At 58.7% G+C, this 19804-nt stretch carries 16 protein-coding genes; 11 read left to right on the forward strand and 5 right to left on the reverse strand.

From position 1 onward, the window contains the following. Window positions 1-376 precede the first annotated feature (376 nt). Both ACOYW0_RS13765 and ACOYW0_RS13770 read left to right on the forward strand, forming a co-directional pair. Complete coding sequence (locus ACOYW0_RS13765; RefSeq protein ID WP_482414438.1) at window positions 377-1507, forward strand: alpha/beta fold hydrolase; 1131 nt, start codon at window positions 377-379, stop codon at window positions 1505-1507. Window positions 1508-1738: 231 nt separating this feature from the next. Next, entirely contained in the window at window positions 1739-2326 is a 588-nt protein-coding gene (locus ACOYW0_RS13770) for a methyltransferase family protein (RefSeq protein ID WP_482414439.1), read from the forward strand. Between the two features lie 20 nt (window positions 2327-2346). Here the strand turns inward: ACOYW0_RS13770 and ACOYW0_RS13775 are convergent, their stop codons facing one another. Further along, a complete protein-coding gene (locus ACOYW0_RS13775; protein WP_482414440.1) occupies window positions 2347-3006 on the reverse strand; it encodes an RIO1 family regulatory kinase/ATPase domain-containing protein in 660 nt (219 codons plus the stop codon). 853 nt (window positions 3007-3859) lie between these two features. Here ACOYW0_RS13775 and ACOYW0_RS13780 point away from each other — a divergent pair. After that, window positions 3860-4711, forward strand: coding sequence for an acid phosphatase (locus tag ACOYW0_RS13780; protein WP_482414441.1), 852 nt, complete (start codon window positions 3860-3862; stop codon window positions 4709-4711). A gap of 65 nt (window positions 4712-4776) precedes the next feature. On the opposite strand, the gene ACOYW0_RS13785 is transcribed toward ACOYW0_RS13780, so the two are convergent. Beyond that, a complete protein-coding gene (locus ACOYW0_RS13785) occupies window positions 4777-6186 on the reverse strand; it encodes a hypothetical protein (protein WP_482414442.1) in 1410 nt (469 codons plus the stop codon). 230 nt (window positions 6187-6416) lie between these two features. On the opposite strand from ACOYW0_RS13785, the gene ACOYW0_RS13790 reads away from it, so the two are divergent. The 3 genes from ACOYW0_RS13790 (at window position 6417) to ACOYW0_RS13800 (ending at window position 8591) form a co-directional block, all read left to right on the forward strand. Continuing rightward, entirely contained in the window at window positions 6417-6902 is a 486-nt protein-coding gene (locus tag ACOYW0_RS13790) for an ecotin family protein (RefSeq protein ID WP_482414443.1), read from the forward strand. 53 nt (window positions 6903-6955) lie between these two features. After that, the gene (locus tag ACOYW0_RS13795) at window positions 6956-7729 is read left to right on the forward strand and encodes an enoyl-ACP reductase FabI (RefSeq protein ID WP_482414444.1); all 774 of its coding nucleotides are present in this window, start codon (window positions 6956-6958) and stop codon (window positions 7727-7729) included. 100 nt (window positions 7730-7829) lie between these two features. Then, the gene (locus ACOYW0_RS13800) at window positions 7830-8591 is read left to right on the forward strand and encodes an SDR family oxidoreductase (RefSeq protein ID WP_482414445.1); all 762 of its coding nucleotides are present in this window, start codon (window positions 7830-7832) and stop codon (window positions 8589-8591) included. Here ACOYW0_RS13800 and ACOYW0_RS13805 read toward each other — a convergent pair. Further along, window positions 8578-9417: a hypothetical protein gene (locus ACOYW0_RS13805; protein ID WP_482414446.1), complete on the reverse strand. Its 840-nt coding sequence runs from the start codon at window positions 9415-9417 to the stop codon at window positions 8578-8580. The genes ACOYW0_RS13800 and ACOYW0_RS13805 overlap by 14 nt on opposite strands. 6 nt (window positions 9418-9423) lie before the next feature. Then, window positions 9424-10041: a LysE family translocator gene (locus ACOYW0_RS13810; protein ID WP_482414447.1), complete on the reverse strand. Its 618-nt coding sequence runs from the start codon at window positions 10039-10041 to the stop codon at window positions 9424-9426. 428 nt (window positions 10042-10469) lie between these two features. On the opposite strand from ACOYW0_RS13810, the gene ACOYW0_RS13815 reads away from it, so the two are divergent. Continuing rightward, the gene (locus tag ACOYW0_RS13815; protein ID WP_482414448.1) at window positions 10470-11735 is read left to right on the forward strand and encodes an NYN domain-containing protein; all 1266 of its coding nucleotides are present in this window, start codon (window positions 10470-10472) and stop codon (window positions 11733-11735) included. A gap of 59 nt (window positions 11736-11794) precedes the next feature. On the opposite strand, the gene ACOYW0_RS13820 is transcribed toward ACOYW0_RS13815, so the two are convergent. After that, entirely contained in the window at window positions 11795-12700 is a 906-nt protein-coding gene (locus ACOYW0_RS13820; protein WP_482414449.1) for an alpha/beta fold hydrolase, read from the reverse strand. A 375-nt stretch (window positions 12701-13075) separates the two neighbouring features. Between ACOYW0_RS13820 and ACOYW0_RS13825 the strand changes: the two genes are divergently transcribed. The 4 genes from ACOYW0_RS13825 to ACOYW0_RS13840 all read left to right on the forward strand — a co-directional run bounded on the left by ACOYW0_RS13825 (window position 13076) and on the right by ACOYW0_RS13840 (window position 19659). After that, window positions 13076-13486, forward strand: a complete 411-nt coding sequence (locus tag ACOYW0_RS13825) for a MarR family winged helix-turn-helix transcriptional regulator (RefSeq protein WP_482414450.1) — start codon at window positions 13076-13078, stop codon at window positions 13484-13486. 351 nt (window positions 13487-13837) lie between these two features. Then, a complete protein-coding gene (locus ACOYW0_RS13830; RefSeq protein ID WP_482414451.1) occupies window positions 13838-14995 on the forward strand; it encodes an efflux RND transporter periplasmic adaptor subunit in 1158 nt (385 codons plus the stop codon). Window positions 14996-15114: 119 nt separating this feature from the next. Beyond that, the gene (locus ACOYW0_RS13835; protein ID WP_482414452.1) at window positions 15115-18252 is read left to right on the forward strand and encodes an efflux RND transporter permease subunit; all 3138 of its coding nucleotides are present in this window, start codon (window positions 15115-15117) and stop codon (window positions 18250-18252) included. Then, a complete protein-coding gene (locus ACOYW0_RS13840; RefSeq protein ID WP_482414453.1) occupies window positions 18253-19659 on the forward strand; it encodes an efflux transporter outer membrane subunit in 1407 nt (468 codons plus the stop codon). Window positions 19660-19804: the final 145 nt, after the last annotated feature.

The following is a 19804-nucleotide window of genomic DNA, read 5'->3' on the forward strand; positions in this document are numbered from 1 at the left end:
GTTTTTGTGGTTTTCTCTCCGTGGCTCCAGACGCTGAAAATACCCTTTTATCTATGGCTCGAGTGGCGCTTTTTTCATCTTTTCTGTGGGGTGATATCGTTTTTTTGTTCCCGTATTGATAAAAAACGAGTATACACACTCTTTCTGTTGTGATGTAATATTACGAACATTGGATGTTGAGTTATGAACATTCGGGCAGGGTGGGTCTTGTTGGCTATCCGCAAAACATTGTTTGTTTGGGGGCGCTTGAGTCCTTCGGCGCGAATGTGTTCAAGGCAAGAACAAGGTTGCGTATAAGGGAGAACGTCGGAGGCTGAAAGCTCGCGCCCCGACGGCATGTAGAACCATATATCAATGCAATACAGAGGGATTGTCCATGAATTATCGTATTTCAAGGTTGTGCGCCGTGTTGCTCGTGGTGGGTGTCATGTTCACGGGCGTAGGGTGCAAAGAGGTGTTCGACATCGATACCCAGGAGGAGGTTGCTCTCCACAGGGAGTATTACAGATCAACGGTCATGCCGTATTTCGAGACGGGCGAAGAGGGGTACTTTACTGGTGTCGATGGTGTGGACATCGCTTACAGGGCCTTTCAGACAGACTCGGACAAAGGGGCCATCGTCATTTTTCACGGCAAATCCGAGAACCTCACCAAGTACGCTGAGTTTGTCTACGACATGAAGGATACGGGGTGCGCCATCTATCTCCTGGACCACAGAGGACACGGAGCCTCAGGCCGGCTGCTTCCCGACCCCATGAAGGTGTATGTAAAGGATTTCGACGACTACGTGGAAGATGCCAACTACCTGATCAGCAACATCGTCCGGAGGCGGGACGGGCATGAGAAACTCTTTCTCGTGGCCCACTCCATGGGCGGGGGTATCGGGAGCCTTTACCTGGAAAAGTACCCGAACGTCTTTGACGGGGCCGTGCTGTGCGCGCCCATGCAGGGGATCAACACCGAAGACTTCATCAAGATGTCCGATGAAGCCGGATACGCCCTGGCCCTGGGCAAGGTCATTGCCGGCAAGGGAAAAGAGTATGGCCTGAAGCAGGAGGCCCCCGAAGATTTCGGGCAGGACGTGGGTTACGAGGAGGGACAGGAGCGGTTTTTCACCGAGGCTGTCACCCACAGCTACAAGCGATGGCTGGTCAATGAGGAGTACCTTTCCGAGCACCCGGAGCTCCTTGCGGGCGGAGCCATCATCGGTGTGACCTGGCGCTGGCTGGAAGAGGGCTATGCCGCCATTTTCAAACTCCGTCGCAATGCCTGGAAAATCAACACGCCCCTTCTGCTGTTTGAGGCGGTGGACGATCATTTTACCACATCCGAAGGCCACGAGACCTTCGCGGACGGGCTCCGGCCCGGTGTGCTGAGGGAGTACGTCCGGTTTGATGCGGATATCAACGGAAAGCATGCCGCATACCATGAAATCCTCTGCGAAGAGGACACCATCCGCACCAAGGCGATCGAACGGATCAAGTCCTTTATTGCGTCCTTCGAATAATTTTTCCCCTCCCCATACCATCCGGTCTGTGCCCCAGTTTCGCACGGGCCGGGTGGTTACCTGACTTCCATGCCCCCCCCATCTTTTCTCCCTTTTCCTTGGTTCCCTACCGGCTCCGGTGCGCTGGGCGATAGGCCGTTACGAAAAAGAGTTTGACTTGTTGAGGGATTGATATCATAAAAACAGTACTGTTGAAAAAAAGAGCGAAAATCACCATTTAAGGGAGGTGTCATGCCGGAAAATGTCGCAGGCCCGATCCATGTTCTTTTCAACAACAAGTCATTGAGAAAAATCTTGCTTGCGTTGCGGGTCCCCCTGGGGGGGCTGCTTTTCGTATTGCTGCTTGTCCGGGTCGAGCCCGGCTGGTTTGTGCCCGGCCTGCTGGTGTCCGTAGTGGGGCAACTGATTCAATTGTGGTGCATGTCCACCATCAAAACCCGGAAACGTCTCACGGTCACCGGACCGTATATGTTTGTAAGAAACCCCATGTACCTGGGGCGGTTTCTGTTTGTGTTCGGCATCGTGATGGTAACCGGGAGCCCCTGGTGGCTGGCAGGGTTTTCCACTGTCTACTATTTTTACATGGTCAACAGGGTAAGGCGTGAAGAGCGGATTCTGGAAGATCTGTTCGGGGAGGAGTACACGTCCTATTGCCGGGATGTGCGCCCGTACCGCCCGGGGATGAAGCGGTTTGACCCGGCAGGGCTGTGGTCTTTCAACAGGGAAAGTATCGTTCAGAACAACGTGGTGACCAACATTGCCTTTCCCTGTCTGCTTTATGCCCTGCTTTTTGTCTCTGTTCTTCTCCAATCCGGTTGAGGGGAGCCCCAGGGACGAGGTCAGGCTCTGCGGCCTGCTTTTGTGCTCAAGGGGTAGCCCTTGAGGAACCATAAAAAGCGAATGCGATTCAAGGCGTCCAGGTGCTCCTGCCGGGCTCTGTCCAGGGAGCCGGGCTTCTTTTTGCGCCAGTTTTTGTAAACCCCGGACAAATCAATGTCCTTCATGAGCTTGTGCAGGGCCCGGGGGGTGTTTTCCAGATTCAGGCTGGACTGGAAATCCAAAAGGGCAGGGCGCCCCTTGTCCGTCACCAGGATGTTCCGGTGGTTTCGGATATCCAGGTGGACCATGTTGTGCCGATGCATGCGTTTCACCAGGTCTTCAAATTCAAAAAAGAAGTCATCACTGATCAACTCCGCAGGCGTTTCCTTCAAGGTTGTACCGGGCTGGTACTGATAACACACCGCATACATATCCAGAAAAAACGGGTCGGCAGGGATGCCGTCAAGGCCTTTGAGTTTTTTCAGGGCCAGAAATTCCCTTTTGGCCATCAGGCGGCCCCAGGTTTTTTTGATGACCGGGGGGCAGCGGGAGAAGTCTTTGACAACCCAGGTGGTTTGCCCCTGGGTGTATTGATAGAGCTGCGCATTGCCCCATCGTCCTTTGGAAATGACCTTGTACTCACCGGATTCCAAATCTCGTCGAGTAAACGATTTTCCCATGGTTTTTGGCCTTTTTCTGCATGGTGTGGTTGGTTGGATGTGTGGTGGCCTCGACTAATCGTATTCCGTCAGTTCGCGCGCGACGGCTCCATGCCCTGGCCCGCAGGTGCGGCGGCGTGAGGCAGAACCGCAGGGAAGGCCCTGAAACTGCGTGGTTTTAAAAGAGAACATGGTAAACCTGCCGGGTAAAAGGTGGCGACTCGTTACCGAGGCAAATGGGCTCCTGCCATGGGTGATGCGTCACCCTGATGAACGGTCAGGTCCGGTGTGTACTGGCTGTGCCTACATGCTGGGAGGGTATTGCTGAAGATCGATGACGCAGGTTGCGTGCCTTGCGGTGCACGGTCGTCGTCCCGGGCGTGCCCGAAACACTCTTCTTATTTCGTGTCCAACCGTATGTCTATGGTGCCCTTTTGCTGCCGTGTCGTTGGCTGTCTTGTTCTTCCAAACGGGACGGGGTCCAAGGCACCATGGGGGGTATTATACCCTCCTTTTAATCCGGGTTCAAGAACCCCCCGAGGACGGGGGCGCATTCTCTCCGGGAACTTCCCGCAAAGGGGCGGCCTTTCTTTTTTTGTTGTTTTTTATCAGGTACTAAGGGTACTCTGTTTAACATCCTGCTATTCCTGCCATAACCTGTTGTCGAATCATTGACAACCCATTCACGCGGCCATTCTGAGTGTGCCCGTCCATGAGAGACGGCCTTTCCTGCATCATGCGGAGACCACATGCCGATTTTTCGAACGCTGCCCGTCGGCATCCGTGAGTGCTCTGTCTTTGCGTTTTCTTTGTCTCTTTATCGGAGGCATGCATGAATCCACGATGGAATGACAAAAAGGACTTGGAGGTTTCTATGAAGATGACTGACGGATTCCGGATGTTCTTTCGACGTGCCATGCTTTTGCTGATGGGGGCTGTTTTGTTGTCTGCCTGTGCAACGGCCGACACGCCCCCACCCATGGCAGACGTTCCCGAGATAAAGCCGGGAATTCTTAAAGGGTACCTGCCCTCGGAAGCCCTGCCCAACAGTCTGGCCCTGATTCCCCTTCCCCCGGAAGAGGGTTCCGCCGCCTTTGGCCTGGACACCGATGTTCAGAAGCGAAGCAGTAAATTTGTGGATACGCCTCGCTGGGAGCTGGCTGCCGTGGATGCGGAGTTGATGTTTCCCGCCGCGGCCGAGACCTTCTCCTGTGCCCTGGGGATCGCCATTACAAAAGAGGAAACCCCCTACCTGTATCGCCTGTTGAGGCGAAGCCTGGCCGATGCGGGCCTGTCCACCTACACGGCCAAGGACCACTACAAGCGTGTGCGCCCCTTTGCGGCGAAGGCAGAGCCCACCTGTTTTCCCAAGGATGAGGACCATTTGAAAAACGACGGGTCCTATCCGTCGGGTCACACCGCCATTGGGTGGGCCTGGGCGCTGATTCTCACCGAGATTGCCCCGGAACGCGCCGACAGGATCATTGCCCGCGGCAGGGCCTTTGGGGAGAGTCGGGTTATCTGTAACTATCATTGGTACAGTGACGTGATGGAGGGGCGGTTCATGGGGGCGGCTACCGTGGCGAAGCTGCACGCCGACCCGACGTTCTGCGCGGACCTGGCGGCGGCCAAGGCCGAGTATGCCGTGGCTGTGGCCAAGGGACTTGCCCCGTCCGGCGACTGCGAAGCCGAGGCCGAGACCCTGACAAGGTATCCCCTTCCCTGATGGTTACCGGCAAATGAAACGGTTTGTTGCGCCTGGTGTGGCCGTTTTTTCATGAAAAAGAAGGGTTATCGTGCCATGGTGGTGATGGTCAGGCTTGCTTCGGCGTGTGCGGCCTCCTTCTTCTTTATTCGCATGAGGCCCCGGCTGGTCGCCACGGCCTTGGAAGGGGACGAGCCTCCCGTTTCAGGGCTGCCGACCTTGAACAGGCCGGTGGTCGGGTCTTGGAAAGTGCTGGGGACGTTTGCTTCAAGGTCGCCTGTGGCGGCATAGATTTGAACGGTCTCCACACCAAAGGGGGCCACAGCTTCGAATTCGCCGAGTTCGATCCATTTCCCGGCATCGTCCGGGCCCACGTAGGAGATGAACCTTCGGTCCCCCGGGGCATCGTTGAGCTCCACCAGGTAGGTGTACGGGGTTGCCTTGAAGGCGTGGCCCATGAGGTAGAAGTAGCCCGGCCGGTTCATCCTGATGAGCAGGGTGATGGACTCTCCGGATGTGTAAAGGAGGTCGGTTCGTCCGTCGGCAGTCTTGATATCCACGGAAAAGTCGCTGGAGACCACCAGGCCCGAGGCAATGAGCTTTTCAAAATCGAGGGTCTCGGGTTGCGTGCGGTAGCCCTGGCAGGCGGAGGGGAGAAAACAGGCCATGGCGGTTTGCAGGGTGTTCTGCTGCCGGTCCATGAGGCGGCAGGTCAGCTCTATGCCCTGGCCCGTGACGGTGTACTCACCGATGAGAATGAAGGCGGCGGAAGCAGGGGTCGGGCAGGTGTCGAGGAAGACCGAAAGGTGGTTTTTGACGGCGCTTGCAAAGGGGGTGACCTCACGGGACGCTCCCGTTGCGGGGGGAAAGATATAGATTCCTTTTTGGGTGAAGTGCCCGGCCATGCGTTTCAGTCCGTCGTCAAGGGTATCTGCCTTCTGCTCCAGTTTCCGGATGCGCGCTTTGAGACCGGCTTCGGTGACCTCCGAAGCAGCAGGGGCGACTCCTCCCAACAGGCGGGCCACGAGGCTGAGGCGCTGGAACCGGTCGAGGGCCGTGAGGGCCTCTTCGAGCACGGCGATTTTTTCTGCATGGCTTTTACAGGTGTCTGCCTTGGCCAGGGTCCGTGTGATGGCCCGGCGGGTCACTGCAATTTCGCTTGAATACAGGGGCAGGGCCTCTTCGGAGAGGCTCGCCGTGGCTGAAAATTCCGTGCCTGACGGCACAACGGACACTGTTGCCCCCAGAAGGGGCAGGCGGGATGAGATCTGAAGGTGCTTGGTTTTCAAGGTCTCTGCCGTGGTGGCACTTTGGGTGACCACGGAGCTGAAGTCACTGACCACCTCCACGTGGATGGCCTGGGAGAGATCGGCAAGGGCCTCTTTTTCCGCCTGGTTGCGGGTCGGGCAGATGCCTGTGCCGGTATACTCCCGGGCCGAGAGGAGGGGGGGACTAAGCAGGAGAAGAAGGGGAAGAAGAAGGACGATTTTTTTCATGGCGGTCAGGGCCCCCTGGTGGTTGTTTCTGCGGATCGGGCGTCATACTTATCGTTTGTATACCGGATAGGCTATATCACGTCTGTGATGCAAATCAATGTTCGCCGATTCGGGATATGGCATGGTACGAATGCATAAAGGATTTTTCCCGGGGAAACGGGGAGGAAAGAGTCGTCCTGAGCCCGGGGCGGCCAGTGCTGTGAACGGTTAGCGCAGAGGAGTGAGTCAAGATGAAAAAAACAGTGATGTTGTCGGGAATTTTGGGGTTTCTCATGGTCTTCGGGTCGGTCTCCTGTGCCGGGCACGGGCAGCTGAAAGCCTTTCCGGAAGCTTCGGAGGGCATGGAGCGTTTTGTGATCGTGCTTCCGGAAAAGGCAAAAGACGAAGAGGACGCCAGCATGGTGGAGCTCATGGCGGGCAAGATGATGATGACCGACGGGGTCAACCTGGTGCGCCTGGGCAGCAGCATCGAGCCCCGCCCCCTTGAAGGCTGGGGGTACACCTATTATGAGGTGACGGGATCGTCGGCCATGATGAGCACGATGATGGCTCCGCCCGAAGGCGCCCCCCAGGTGGAGGCCTTTGTCATGGGCACCCCCTTGAAGGTCCGCTACAACAGCAAGCTCCCCATCGTGGTCTATGCGCCGGAGGGGTATGAGGTGCGGTACCGTATCTGGGCGGCCTCGGAGACGGTTTCGACGGCGGATAAAAAATAGGGGAGTCCCCTTGCGGCTTGACGCGCTTTTCACCAACAGCGAGGTGACAACCTATGCGAAAGAAAAACGCCCTGGTCATCGGTATCGCAAACCGGGAGAGTATCAGCGCCGGAATTGCTGAAGAGCTTCATCGCAACGGCTATCGGATCGTGGCAACCTATCTTAACGAAAAGGCCCTGCGCCATGTCAGGGAAGTGACCGACCCCCTGGGAGTTGAGGAAGAGGCCCTGTTGCCCTTTGAGGTGGGCAATGCCGGGCAGCTGGATGCCATCGTTGAGTATCTGGGGGCCAGGGGCATGCGCCTTGACGCCATTCTCCACGGCATTGCCTACGCCTCGGAGATACGAAAAGAGCTCCACGAGGTGTCCTGGAAGAGCTTTCGGGACTCGACCCGGATTTCCGCCTTCTCCCTGGTGGAGATCACACGCCGGATGCTGGACGCGGACGTCTTGAACCCGGGGTGCAGCATCCTGACCCTCTCCTATATCGGTTCCCATCTGGCGGTGGAGGGTTACAACATGATGGGCCCGGTCAAGAGCATTCTGGAGGCCCTGGTCCGCGGCCTTGCCTCGGAACTCGGAGGCAAGGGGATTCGTGTGAACGCCCTCTCCCCGGGGCCTGTCATGACCCGGGCCGCCAGCGGCATCGGCGGGTTTTCAGACCTCATCAACCACGTGCGCAGCGCCACGCCCCTGGATCGCACCGCCACCTTGGAGGACATCGGAAATATCGCCTACGAGGTGATCACCAACCCGTCCATCAATGGGGGCTCCTATGTGGTGGATTGCGGGTCCAGCGTTCTGGTACGTGTGGGCAAGGAGACCTGAGGCGAGTGCATTCAATACCTGCTTGTCAAACGTTTCAAACGTTTGGCCGCCGGAGGCGCCCTTCTTTTGCACTTCTGCTTTTTTCAAGGAGACCATGACCATGACGGACAAAAACGCCTTGATCATCGGGATTCGAAACACAGAGAGCCTCTGCACCTCCATTGCCGCCGAGGTGAAGAAGGCCGGTTACACCCTCTATGCAACCTATCAGGATGAGATGACCCGAAAGGATGTGGAACAGGTGGCCGAGGACCTGGGAATCCGCAAGATCTTTAAATACGACGCAAGAAAGGACGAGGACCTGGATGCCTTTGTTGAGGCGTTTAAGGCCGAAGGGGTGAAGCTCGACGCCCTGGTCCACGGGATCTCTTACTCCACGGCGTCGGGGGCCAAGCTGAATTTGCCCCTGGTGAAGGTGGCATGGGGAGAGTTCACCGATGCCATCCGGGTGGGGGCCTTTTCCCTGGTGGAGGTCTCGGGAAGGCTTCTGGACGTGTTCCGGGAGGATGCCTCCATCCTGGCCGTTTCCCTTCGCTGGGGGCGGGTGGCGGTGCCCAATTTCAACGTGGTCTGTGCGGCCAAGGCCGCCCTGGAGTCCATGGTGCGGGGCCTGGCCCAGTCCCTGGGCAAGGCCAGGAAGATGAAGGTCAACGGCATCTCCCCCGGCTTTGTTTCCACCTACTCCCTTGCCAAGGTGGGCAATACCCTGGAGCTGCTGGAAAAGGCAAGGAACGCCTCCCCCTTGAAAACCAACGTGAGAAAAGAGGACGTGGCGAGCTTGTCGGTGAGCCTTCTTGAAAACAACTCCATCTCCGGCATGGTCTACACCATCGATTGCGGGGTGGAGATCATGGAGCGGTAAGGGGGCTCAGCTTTTTACTTCCCGGCTTGGCCTGGCCGGCGGTGACCAAAGGTCCCGTCGGTTTTTCTTTTTTTTCCTGAAAAAACTCAATCTGAAAATTGGTTTTCTCTTTTTCCCGGAAGGTGCGCACCAGGCCCATGAGGGTGTCGGCAGACGAGCGCATGGGGTCCAGGGCCTTCAGGCCCAGTTTGACGTACTCCCAGTTGTCCCGGAGCACCTGGGTGCTGAAGAAGGTCTCTTCCTTCACCGCGCCGATGGACACATCGTTGGAGATGTACCGGATGGACTTGTAGTCAGTGCCGTGGGTGGTGCCCATGGCCGAGGTGACGGCGTGGACGCTCAGGGTTTCGATGCGGTGGACCCTGTATGTGGTATCACCTAAGGTCAGCTCCTGGGGGACTGCAAGGTCCAGGGCTTCGAAGGCGGTGAACATACCGTTTGGCCGGGCCGGTTCCACCTTCAGGGGAAAGACCTCGTTCTTGTAGTGCAGCTCCGCCCTGACCACCTTGTGGTTTTTTACCCAGTAGTGGACCCGGTGCAGGAAAATATCTCCTTCCGGGTAACTGGCCAGGTGGATTTCTTCTCCGTTGATCTCCAGCACCTCGATCCAGGAGCCGAAGTCTTTGTCCAGCTCGTCATGGTGGTACCATCGGTAGACGGTATCTCCGCAGCGGGTGGCAGGGGATACGTAGAAGGCTTCGTGGATGGGTTTATCCTTCATGCTGGACAGGGCGCTTTTCTCCACAACCCGTGAGATCATGGTGGTGCAGCCCGTGCAGAGGACGAGGGCAACGGCGATCATGAGGATCGGGGTCGCTTTTTTCATTTTCTCTTATTCCGTGATGACGTCGGTGGCGAGTTTGAAGCCTGCGGCGAGCATCAGGCCTCCGGCTGTTTTTTGGACGGCGGCAACGGCATGGCGCCCGGTCATGGCCGCCCGGGCCCGGGACGCGAGCAGGGCGTAGCCGCAAAGCACCGAGGCGACCACCGTGGCCACGGTAAGGGTTGTCAGGGCGATGCCTGTGGGGGTGAGGGCGGAAAGGTCCATGAAGGCCGGGAGGAACCCGCAGTAAAAGAGGATCACCTTGGGGTTTGCCAGGGTGATGAAGAGCCCGCTGGTGTAGGATCGGCGCGAGGATGGGGCGGATTCCCGGGCTGTTTCATGGGGCCGCGCAGCAAGGAGGCGGATGCCGAGGTACGCCAGGTAGGCCCCTGCACAGAGCTTGATAAGGATAAAGCATTCGCCCAGGGCTTCGGCCACCATGGAGAGGCCGAAGACGGCGAAGAGAAGGTAACAGATGTCTCCGGTAACCAGCCCGGCGATAAGGCTCAGGGTACCGCGAAATCCGTGTGAGAGGGCGGTGGCCACGGTGGTGAGGACCCCCGGGCCCGGTGTCAGGGCCAGTACGACCATGGCGGCGGCCAGCCCTGCTAAGGAAAAGATGTCCATGATTCAGTGCTCCGATGCTGAGAAAAAGAAGTAAAGCCTGTATTGGAGCATCCTTTGTGGCAAATTTCAAGGCGCGAGTGCCGGGCAAGGGGCTGCAGGTCAGGGCTGACTCTTTTAAATGTTGCATCCGGCGGACCTGTCGGGAACCAACCTTTTGAAACTTTTGACTAACAGGCTTCGCTTTTTTGTGTGCACAGCCACCTTGCATGGCCATCTTGATTTTTACGTTTACCGGAACGTTTTTGCGGAGCTTTTTTCAAAAAACGACCCGCCGGAGGCAACGGATTTTTTCATGCGCTGGCCTTGGCGGCGGTGTCGGATCACCCTGTTTTTTTTTGTCGCATGTGGTAAAGGTGATGGGGTTGCGGGACGATACGGGCCGTGATTTTTTTAAGAACGCACCATCGATCGGGAAATAACATAAGGGCATGAAACTGAAAAATACGGCACTGCTTATCGATTTTGAAAACCTCATCTGCGGGTTGAGCGGCAACAACTCGGCGGACAGCGACGAAGGGCTGTTTGACCCCTCCCTTCTGCTGAAGATCTCCGAAGACCAGGGCAAGCTCACCACGGCCCTGGCCTATGCGGACTGGCGTCACCGGGACTACAACCAGCACCAGTTCAAGCTCTACCAGCACGGGGTGGAGCTGGTGCACGTTCTGGGCAAGGGCCAGAAAAACGCCGTGGATATGCGGATGGCCGTGGATGCCATGGAGATGATCTACGAGCGCCCCCAGATCGACCGGTACGTCATTGTCAGCGGGGACCGGGATTTTATCCATCTCCTGAAAAAGCTGAAGCTGCACAACAAAGAGATCGTGGGGGTCTCCCCGGAGAACTGTGCCTCGGAAGACCTGGCCGAGCTGTGTGACCGCTTCGTGAACTACGAGAGCCTGCAGGATATCTTTGATACGGAGCTGAGGCCCCACAGCGGCGGCAACACTGAAATGCTCAACGTCTTCAAGGCCCAGCTGCGAGACCTTCTGGAGCGACATGTGGGGGAGCAAGGGATTCTTGGGGCCCAGCTCAAATCCCTGATCCGCCGTCATATCTCCTCGTCCTTTGACGAGTCCCGGTACGGGTTCCGTAAGTTCATCGACCTGATCCTTGCCCTGGACGACGTCGCCACCGTGGAGCGCAGCGAGACCGTGGGGGATTTTTACATCAAGGCTGCCCGGTATGAAAACAGGGCTCCCAAAAGGGACGAAGCCGACGACATTATCCCCAAGCTTCGTGCCAAGCTCAGCGGACTCAACATCGACTGGGACCGTGCTTCCCGGGACGGCATGCTCGCCTTTATCCACGACAACATGGTCCGGGCCGAGACCTTCACCGTCAACTCCATCGTCGAAGATCTGGAGGGCATGACCTTTGACGACGGGCGCGTGGTGAGCTCCCGGAAACTCGACGGGTACATCAAGGTGTGCAATCACTCCAGCATGCTCCAGATGCAGCCTGCAGGCACCGGCACCTTCCGTGACCGGGACATCGCCCTGAAATCCGAGTATCACGACATCGAGTCCTTTATCAGCCGCTTCGAGTACAGCCTGATCTACAAGATCAAGGAGATGCTCCCCGCCTCCCGAAGCGAGGCCATCGACATCTGCACCAAGCTACTGGAGCTGGTGCCCGAAGACGACGACAGCTATATCGAGCACATTCTGGGGCGCTTGCCCCAGAAGTTCGCCTGACAGCGGTTATCCGGTACGAAGAACACGACGCCCTGTGGTGACTCACCACAGGGCGTTTTTTATTGCTGTGTTGCCTGGAGAAAGTCTGAGAGATCTGCCACGAAGCGTTGGGGGCGCTCCCACTGGAGCCCGTGGCCGGTGTCGGCGTAGAGCTTCAGGGTCGCATCCGGGATGTGGGTGCCCAAAAAAAGCTGCTCGGACGCGCCGAAGACCCCGTCTTGTTCTCCCCACAGGACCAGGGTGGGTGCGGCAATGGCGCTGAGCTGCTCCCGATGGTCCACGGCCATGAGCGCCGCCAGGACCTTCTGCCACTCATCTGCCTTCAGTTTCATGCTCTCGTCCACCACGTGGTCCAGAAAGGCCTCGGGGACGGGGGCCGCCACGGTGCTTGCCTGAAACTCCCGCACAAAACCCCGGTCGATGGGGTCTTTCAACGTATCCACGTAGGCTTTCAATTCGGCCAGGACCTTGTTGTCGTTGCACGAGGCCCCCGAGCCGATGAGGACCAGGCCGCTGACCCTCTCGGGGTGGGACAGGGCCACCTCCTGGGCGATGAAGCTGCCCATGGAGTGCCCCACCACCACGGCCTTTTCAATGCCGACCCGGTCCATGAATGCCGTGACGTCCGATGCAAAGAGCTCCATGGCATAGGCTCCGGGCCTGCCCGAGTTCCCGTGGCCGCGCATGGTGAGGTAAAAGGCACGGATCTCCGGGGGCATGAGGGGGGCAACGCGGCTGAAGGAGTCGTGGCTGTCGGTGTAGCCGTGGAGAAAGACAACGGCCATGCCGTCGGGGGACCCCTCTTCCAGGTATTCAAGGCAGAGGCCGGAGCCCAGGGTGATGGACCGGGTGGCCTGGGGGGAGGTGTCGGTTTTCTCTTTGGGAGGAGTGCATGCGGAAAGGTTCAGGAGGGCAAGGCCGACAATCAAAAGGGAACACACAGTCACTATCCAGGGTCGTTTCATGGGTCACCTCGTTGTGGGTTGCTGGTCGTGGGTTGCAGGCTCAAACGGGTCGTCGGTCGGATGGCAATTGTCTGACATCATAGCAAAAGGACGCGCCTGGATCACTGGAATTCTGCCTGTTCCCCTGGCGGTGTAAAATAAGGGGGTAGATTGTTTTTTTGTTGGGGGTGCCTGTTGCTTAGTGTTTTGATTTTAAGTGAATCTTTTTCTTTGCCTGGTTCTGGGAACAGCCGGGTTGACAAAAATCTGCGGCAGGCTATTGATCTGTGAAAATTATGTTGCTATGGTAACGTTACTATGGCAACAAAAAAGACAGGACCCAAAGAATTTGTGATGTTCGATCACCCCGTGATTCCGAACCGGGATGCGAGGGGCATGATTATTCATTTGCTGGATATTGAGATTGGAGCGGGGATCAGACGGCGTTTCGAAGCAGCCGGGGCCGCCATCACACCGGAGAACTTCGTGGTACTGGCCATGCTCGTGAATCAGGAGGGTGTTCACCAGAGCGAGCTGGCACGGCTTACCCGGAAAAACCGGCACAACATGGCCCGCATCATCGCCTGTCTGGAGCAGAAGGGCTATGTCCAGCGTCGCTCCGACGGCGGTGACAAACGCCGACAGCTTGTGTTCCTCACCGGTGAGGGGCGTTGCGTGCTGGATGAGTATGCCCCCATTGTCTCGGAGTTTTCTAGTCTGGTCTTTGACGGACTGTCCGATGAGGAGCTTGAGACCATGCAACGGATCCACCTTCAGATTTTGTCAAACCTGGGAGTCGAGGTGTAGGGGGCGTCAAAGCCTCCCCCGATGCCGAGACACACACTTTATTCTGCTGCCTTTTTTCAAGGCGGCACCGTTATTCGGAGACGACGCCGGGCCCTGGCAGGAAGGGCGGCCAACCTGTCGTTCCGAACCGCAGGGTTTGGGCCACTTCGTTTTCCTAACTATTTCACTGAGCCAAAAACCATCAGGATAACCGCCTTGTTTCCAAGGCTTGCCCCTTTGGGGCTTTTTTAGTCGATCTGCGTGTTTACGCGCCGGATAAAGACCGCTATCTCTGCGCGGTCGATCATGGTTCCCCGGTTGGTCCGGGGGCTGAAGAGGTCAAAAAAAAGTATGATTCGGAGACACACCATCATGAGTGAACGATCAACATCAGCATTGCGCAACCCGTATCGCCCCGCAGGGGTCATGGCCGTGATCGGCGCCGTGATCCTGGGGCTCGTCGTGATACCGTCCGTCAGCCTGGCCCAGGGGCCCGGCCCCAAGGCCCCCGTTTCGGCCATGTCATTGAAAAAAACATCCATTCAGTACACCCAGACCGCTCCGGCGCGGGTCAACGCCTTTAAGGTGGCTGAAGTCAGGCCCCAGGTCACGGGCATCGTGACCAAGCGCTTTTTCGTGGAAGGCGGCCTGGTGAAGAAGGGGCAGCCCCTCTACCAGATCGATCCGTCCACCTACCAGGCGGTGTATGCCTCGGCCATGGCCAACCTCCTTCAGGCCAAGGCCCAGCTGGAGACCACCCGGGCCCGGGAAGAGCGTTACGGCCGGCTGGTGGAGGACAAGGCGGTGAGCCGTCAGGAGTACGACGATGCCCACGCCGCGCTGCTCAAGGCCCGCGCGGCCATTGCCGTGGCCGAAGCTTCCGTGGCCCAGGCCAAGATCAACGTGGACTATACCCGTGTCTACGCCCCCATTACCGGGCGCATCGGCAAGTCAACGGTCACCGAAGGGGCCCTGGTTACAGCCAACCAGCCCCAGATGATGGCCAAGATCACCCAGCTGGACCCCATCTATGTGGACATGCAGCAGGCCCGTGAGAAGCTCTTTGAGTTCAAGGCAAAAAGCGTTAACACCGAAAAAGTCGAGGTGGCCCTGGATTACGGGGACAAGGACGGGGCTTACGGCCACAAGGGGGAACTCCAGTTCTCCGAAGTCACTGTGGATCCCACCACCGCCTCGGTGGTCTTAAGGGCCCTGTTTCCCAACCCCAATGAAGAGCTGTACCCTGGCTTTTTTGCCAGCGCCACCCTCTACCTGGACAAGGCCGATGTGATTCTGGTGCCCCAGAAGGCAGCCATCCTCCAGCCCAGCGGGAAGCGGATCGTGTGGGTGGTGGATCAGGAGAGCAAGGTGCACCCCCGCCCCATCGAGGTGGACGGGGCCTACGGGAACAACTGGATCGTGAAAGGCGGCATCTCCGAAGGAGAATCCATTGTGACCGAGGGCTTCCAGCGCCTGCGACCCGGCACCGATGTCGAGGTCTCACCCGCCAAACTGGCCCTGGTCGATTAGGGCCGCTTCCACAGACAGCAGATTATCCAGATCCGGTGCCGGTGTCTGTCCGCCCCGACAAAGGGGGGACTGTACCCGCACCGGGCTTACCGATTTACGTCATGTAAGGACACACAGTCATGTCTCGTTTTTTCCTTGATCGCCCGGTGTTTGCCTGGGTGGTCGCTTTGCTCATCATGCTGGCAGGGGTTTTGTCCATTCCGCAGATGCCGGTGGAACAATACCCCACCCTGGCCCCTCCCCAGATCTCCGTGAGCACGTTCTACCCGGGGGCCTCCGCGGACACGGTGCAGAACTCGGTGACCCAGGTCATCGAGCAGCAGCTGACCGGCATCGACAACCTCCGGTACTTCAGCTCCTCTTCCGACGCCACGGGCAAGGTGGAGATCATCGTCACCCTGGAGCCGGGCACCGACCCGGACATCGCCCAGGTGCAGGTGCAGAACAAGGTGCAGACCGCCATGCCCCAGCTCCCGGCTGCCGTGCAGTCCCAGGGGGTGGTGGTGGAGAAGGCGTCCACCTCTTTCCTGTTCGTGACCAGTTTTCACTCCACCAACCCGGACATCGACCAGACGTACCTGGCCGACCTGGTGGCCTCCCGCATCCAGGACCCCATTTCGCGGGTCAGGGGCGTGGGCTCCGTGAGCACCTTCGGGTCGCCCTACGCCATGCGTGTGTGGCTGGACCCGGCCAAGCTCTACTCCTACAACATCTCCACCAATGAGGTGCTGGGCGCCATTTCCGAGCAGAACCTCGATGTGTCCGCAGGACAGTTCGGGGCGCTTCCCGCGCTGGAAGGGCAGCAGATCAACGCCACCATCCTGGCCCAGTCCCGCCTCAACACCGTGGACCAGTTCCGGGACATTATCCTGAGAGTCAACGAAGACGGCTCCCAGGTGCGCCTGAAAGACGTCTCCACCATCTCCCTGGGCGAAGAGACCTACGGCACCGTGGTGGAGCGCAACGGGGTGCCTGCGGCGGCCTTCGGCGTGAGCCTGGCCACCGGGGCCAACGCCCTGGATACGGCAAAGCGGGTAAAGGACAAGCTGGCCGAACTCTCTGAGTACCTGCCGGACGGGGTGAGCTACTCCTTTCCCTACGACACGACACCCTTTGTCGAGATCTCCATCGAGTCCGTGGTCCACACCCTGCTGGAGGCCATTGTCCTCGTCTTTTTCGTGATGCTTCTGTTCCTGCAGAACTTCAGGGCCACCCTTATCCCGACCCTGGCGGTTCCGGTGGTGCTGCTGGGCACCTTTGCCACCCTGCACCTGTTCGGGTTCACCATCAACACCCTCACCATGTTTGCCATGGTCCTTGCCATCGGCCTGCTGGTGGACGACGCCATCGTGGTGGTGGAGAACGTGGAACGCGTCATGGCCGAAGAGGGGCTTTCGCCCATGGAAGCCACCCGGAAGTCCATGGACCAGATCACCGGCGCCCTGATCGGCATCGGCATGGTCCTGTCTGCGGTGTTCATTCCCATGGCTTTCTTCTCCGGGTCGGCCGGGGCCATCTACCGTCAGTTCTCCCTGACCATTGTTGCGGCCATGACCTTTTCGGTGATTGTTGCCCTGATCCTGACCCCGGTCCTCTGCGCCACCATCCTCAAGCCGGTCGCCGCCGGTCACGGGGAGAAAACCACCGGCTTTTTCGGCTGGTTCAACCGGGTGTTCAACAAGGCCCGCGGCGTCAGCCACACGGCTTCGGGCCGCATCGCACGCAACTGGAAGCGCTCCCTGGCGGTCTACCTCCTGATCTTTGTGGGGCTTGGCGCGCTGTTTGTCCGAATCCCCACGGGCTTTCTGCCGGATGAGGACCAGGGCGTGCTCATTGTCCAGGTCTCCACCCCGGCCTCGGCCACGGCGGCCCGTACGGCCAAGGCCCTGAAGAAGTACACCGATTACATGGACGCCAACCTGGCGGACCAGTTCCGGGAGTACATGACCGTGGTGGGCTTCAGCTTCTCAGGGTACGGCCAGAACACCGCCATTTCCTTTGTGAACCTGAAAGACTGGGCAGACAGGGACATGTCGGTGATGGAGATTGCCGGCAAGATCAACCAGGCCATGTCCCAGGTGAAAGACGCCATGATTTTTGCCTTTTTCCCGCCTGCCATTATCGACCTGGGCAACGCCTCGGGCTTTGACCTCCAGCTCATCGACTACGTGGGGGCAGGCCATGAGAAGCTCATGGAAGCACGGGACCAGATCCTGTCCAAGGCCCGTCAGAATCCCAAGCTGGTTGGGGTCCGGCCCAACGGCCTGGACGACGTGCCCATGTACAAGATCGAGCTTGATATGGAAAAGGCCCGGGCACTGGGGCTGTCCATCGGCGAGATCAACGCCAGCCTCCAGACGGCCTGGGGCTCGGCGTACGTCAACGACTTTATGGACAACGGCCGCGTGAAAAAAGTCTATGTCCAGGGTCAGGCCAAAGACCGCATGCAGCCTTCGGACATCGAGAAGTGGTACGTCAAAAACAGCCAGGGCAAGATGGTGCCGTTTACCTCGTTTTCCACGGGATATTGGACCTACGGGTCTCCCCGCCTGGAGCGGTTCAACGGCTACTCCTCCATCAACATCCAGGGGGCCAACGCCCCCGGCGTTTCCACAGGTGAGGCCATGGCTGAGATGGAAAAGCTGGCCGAAGAGCTTCCCGAGGGCATCGGCTACGCCTGGTCCACCACCTCCTATGAGGAGAAGCTGTCCGGGTCCCAGGGCCCTGCGCTTTATGCCATCTCCATCATCATCGTGTTCCTGAGCCTGGCAGCCCTCTACGAGAGCTGGGCCATCCCCTTCTCCGTGCTCCTGGCTCTGCCCCTGGGCGTGGTGGGATCGGTCGTGGCCGCCCTGGCCTTCGGCTTGAGCAACGATGTGTACTTCCAGGTGGCCCTTCTGACCACCGTGGGCCTGTGTGCGAAAAACGCCATCTTGATCGTGGAGTTCGCCAAGGAACTCTACGAATCGGGCACCCCCTTGATGGATGCGGCCCTGGAGTCCTTCAAGCTGCGTTTCCGCCCCATCATCATGACCTCCATGGCCTTTGTCCTTGGGGTCCTGCCCTTGGCCAAGTCCAGCGGGGCGGGGGCGGCCAGCCAGAACGCCATCGGCCTGGCCATCATCGGTGGCATGTTCGGGGCCACCTTTTTGGCCATCTACTTCGTGCCCCTGTTTTTCGTTTTCGTCGAGCGCGTCTCGTCATTCAAAGGAAAAAAGAAGCCTGCCCTGGAGTTGGGCAAGGGTGAGGTGAACTAGATGAAAAAATTAGCAACCGTTGTGCTGGCAGGGGCCCTGATGATCTCGGGCTGCTCCCTGGCCCCGACATACAAGCGACCTGAACCGGTGACCGCGGAAGACTGGTCCTCGGTCCAGGAGGGCGCTTCCGCGGCGGATCAGGGCCTTGCCCGGGATATTCCCTGGCGAAGCTTTTTTCAGTCTCCTGCCTTGCAGCAGGTGGTGGAAATCGCCCTTGCCAACAACCGGGACCTGAAGACCGCGGCCCTGAACGTCCAGAAAACCCAGGCCCTCTACCGCATCGAGCGCTCCAAGCTGTTTCCGGAGATCAACGCGGCGGGGACCGGGGAGTACAAAAAGGATTTCCGTGGGAACACGGCGGAGACCTACACCGCAGGCCTTGCCATGCCCGCCTATGAGATCGATCTCTTCGGCCGTGTGGACAACCTGAGCCAGGTGGCCCTGAACACCTTCCTGGCCACCGAAGAGGCCCGCAAGAGCGTCACCATTTCCCTCATTGCACAGGCAGCAGGCGCCTACCTGCAGCTCACCAGCGACATGGAGACACTGGCGCTCTCCAAGGAGTCCCTGGAGACCCGTCGCCAGACTTACGAGCTGGTGGACAAGAGCTACCGGAACGGCGTGGCCACCCGCCAGGATCTCTCCCAGGCACGCATTGCCCTGGAGTCCGCCCGGGTGAACACGGTGCTGTACACCCGCCTGGTCCAGCTGGACAAGAACGCCCTGGTGCTGATCCTGGGGACCCGGAACCTGGAAGGGATTCCCATGGTGGCAGCCCTCGAGAAATCTGCGGTGCTCGACGAGATCCCCGTGGGGCTCTCCTCCGAGGTGCTTCTGAACCGCCCGGACATCCTTCAGGCCGAGTATTCCCTGAAAGCGGCGGGGGCCAACATCGGCGCTGCGCGGGCAGCCTTTTATCCGCGCATTGCCCTCACCGGCAGCCTCGGCTACTCCAGCACGGATTTGGGTGAGCTCTTCTCCTCCTCGGATGCCGGGGCCTGGGGCCTGGGGCCCTCCATCTCCATTCCCATCTTCAACGGCGGGCGGAACAAAGCCCTTCTTAAGGCCGCGAAGATCGATCAGGAGATTGCCGTGGTAAACTACGAAAAAACCCTGCAGGTGGCCTTTAAAGAGGTGGCCGACGCCCTGGCCGCCAGGGAGACCCTGGGGCGTCAGCTGGAGGCCCAGGGGATGCTGGTCCAGGCAAGCCAGGAGGCCTACGACCTCTCCCTGAAGCGCTACACCGAAGGGGTGGACTCCTTTTTGAGCGTCCTGGACGCCCAGCGGTCCCTGTTTGCCTCCCAGACCACCCTCATCGACCTGCAGCGCCAGGAGCTGACCAACAGGGTCAGCCTCTACAAGGTCCTGGGCGGAGGTCTTGAAGAGCAGGCGAAAGCGAGTTCATAAAAAAAGGCACAGTAAAAAAATGCCGCTGCATCCGCAAACGGCATTTATGAACACGGCATCTCCTTGTCGATTAGACGTTTGCCGTCTCCGTTTTTTTTCCGGGGGCGGCAAACGTTTTTTTTTGCAATAAGCTTTGGAGGCAGGC

The organism is Desulfoluna sp. HI9BLuna, from assembly GCF_056829775.1.

Bases quoted from the DNA above. Each gene is read 5' to 3' on its own strand.
- ACOYW0_RS13765 (WP_482414438.1), top strand. From the start codon at position 377: ATGAATTATCGTATTTCAAGGTTGTGCGCCGTGTTGCTCGTGGTGGGT.
- ACOYW0_RS13770 (WP_482414439.1), top strand. From the start codon at position 1,739: ATGCCGGAAAATGTCGCAGGCCCGATCCATGTTCTTTTCAACAACAAG.
- ACOYW0_RS13775 (WP_482414440.1), bottom strand. From the start codon at position 3,006: ATGGGAAAATCGTTTACTCGACGAGATTTGGAATCCGGTGAGTACAAG.
- ACOYW0_RS13780 (WP_482414441.1), top strand. From the start codon at position 3,860: ATGAAGATGACTGACGGATTCCGGATGTTCTTTCGACGTGCCATGCTT.
- ACOYW0_RS13785 (WP_482414442.1), bottom strand. From the start codon at position 6,186: ATGAAAAAAATCGTCCTTCTTCTTCCCCTTCTTCTCCTGCTTAGTCCC.
- ACOYW0_RS13790 (WP_482414443.1), top strand. From the start codon at position 6,417: ATGAAAAAAACAGTGATGTTGTCGGGAATTTTGGGGTTTCTCATGGTC.
- ACOYW0_RS13795 (WP_482414444.1), top strand. From the start codon at position 6,956: ATGCGAAAGAAAAACGCCCTGGTCATCGGTATCGCAAACCGGGAGAGT.
- ACOYW0_RS13800 (WP_482414445.1), top strand. From the start codon at position 7,830: ATGACGGACAAAAACGCCTTGATCATCGGGATTCGAAACACAGAGAGC.
- ACOYW0_RS13805 (WP_482414446.1), bottom strand. From the start codon at position 9,417: ATGAAAAAAGCGACCCCGATCCTCATGATCGCCGTTGCCCTCGTCCTC.
- ACOYW0_RS13810 (WP_482414447.1), bottom strand. From the start codon at position 10,041: ATGGACATCTTTTCCTTAGCAGGGCTGGCCGCCGCCATGGTCGTACTG.
- ACOYW0_RS13815 (WP_482414448.1), top strand. From the start codon at position 10,470: ATGAAACTGAAAAATACGGCACTGCTTATCGATTTTGAAAACCTCATC.
- ACOYW0_RS13820 (WP_482414449.1), bottom strand. From the start codon at position 12,700: ATGAAACGACCCTGGATAGTGACTGTGTGTTCCCTTTTGATTGTCGGC.
- ACOYW0_RS13825 (WP_482414450.1), top strand. From the start codon at position 13,076: ATGATTATTCATTTGCTGGATATTGAGATTGGAGCGGGGATCAGACGG.
- ACOYW0_RS13830 (WP_482414451.1), top strand. From the start codon at position 13,838: ATGAGTGAACGATCAACATCAGCATTGCGCAACCCGTATCGCCCCGCA.
- ACOYW0_RS13835 (WP_482414452.1), top strand. From the start codon at position 15,115: ATGTCTCGTTTTTTCCTTGATCGCCCGGTGTTTGCCTGGGTGGTCGCT.
- ACOYW0_RS13840 (WP_482414453.1), top strand. From the start codon at position 18,253: ATGAAAAAATTAGCAACCGTTGTGCTGGCAGGGGCCCTGATGATCTCG.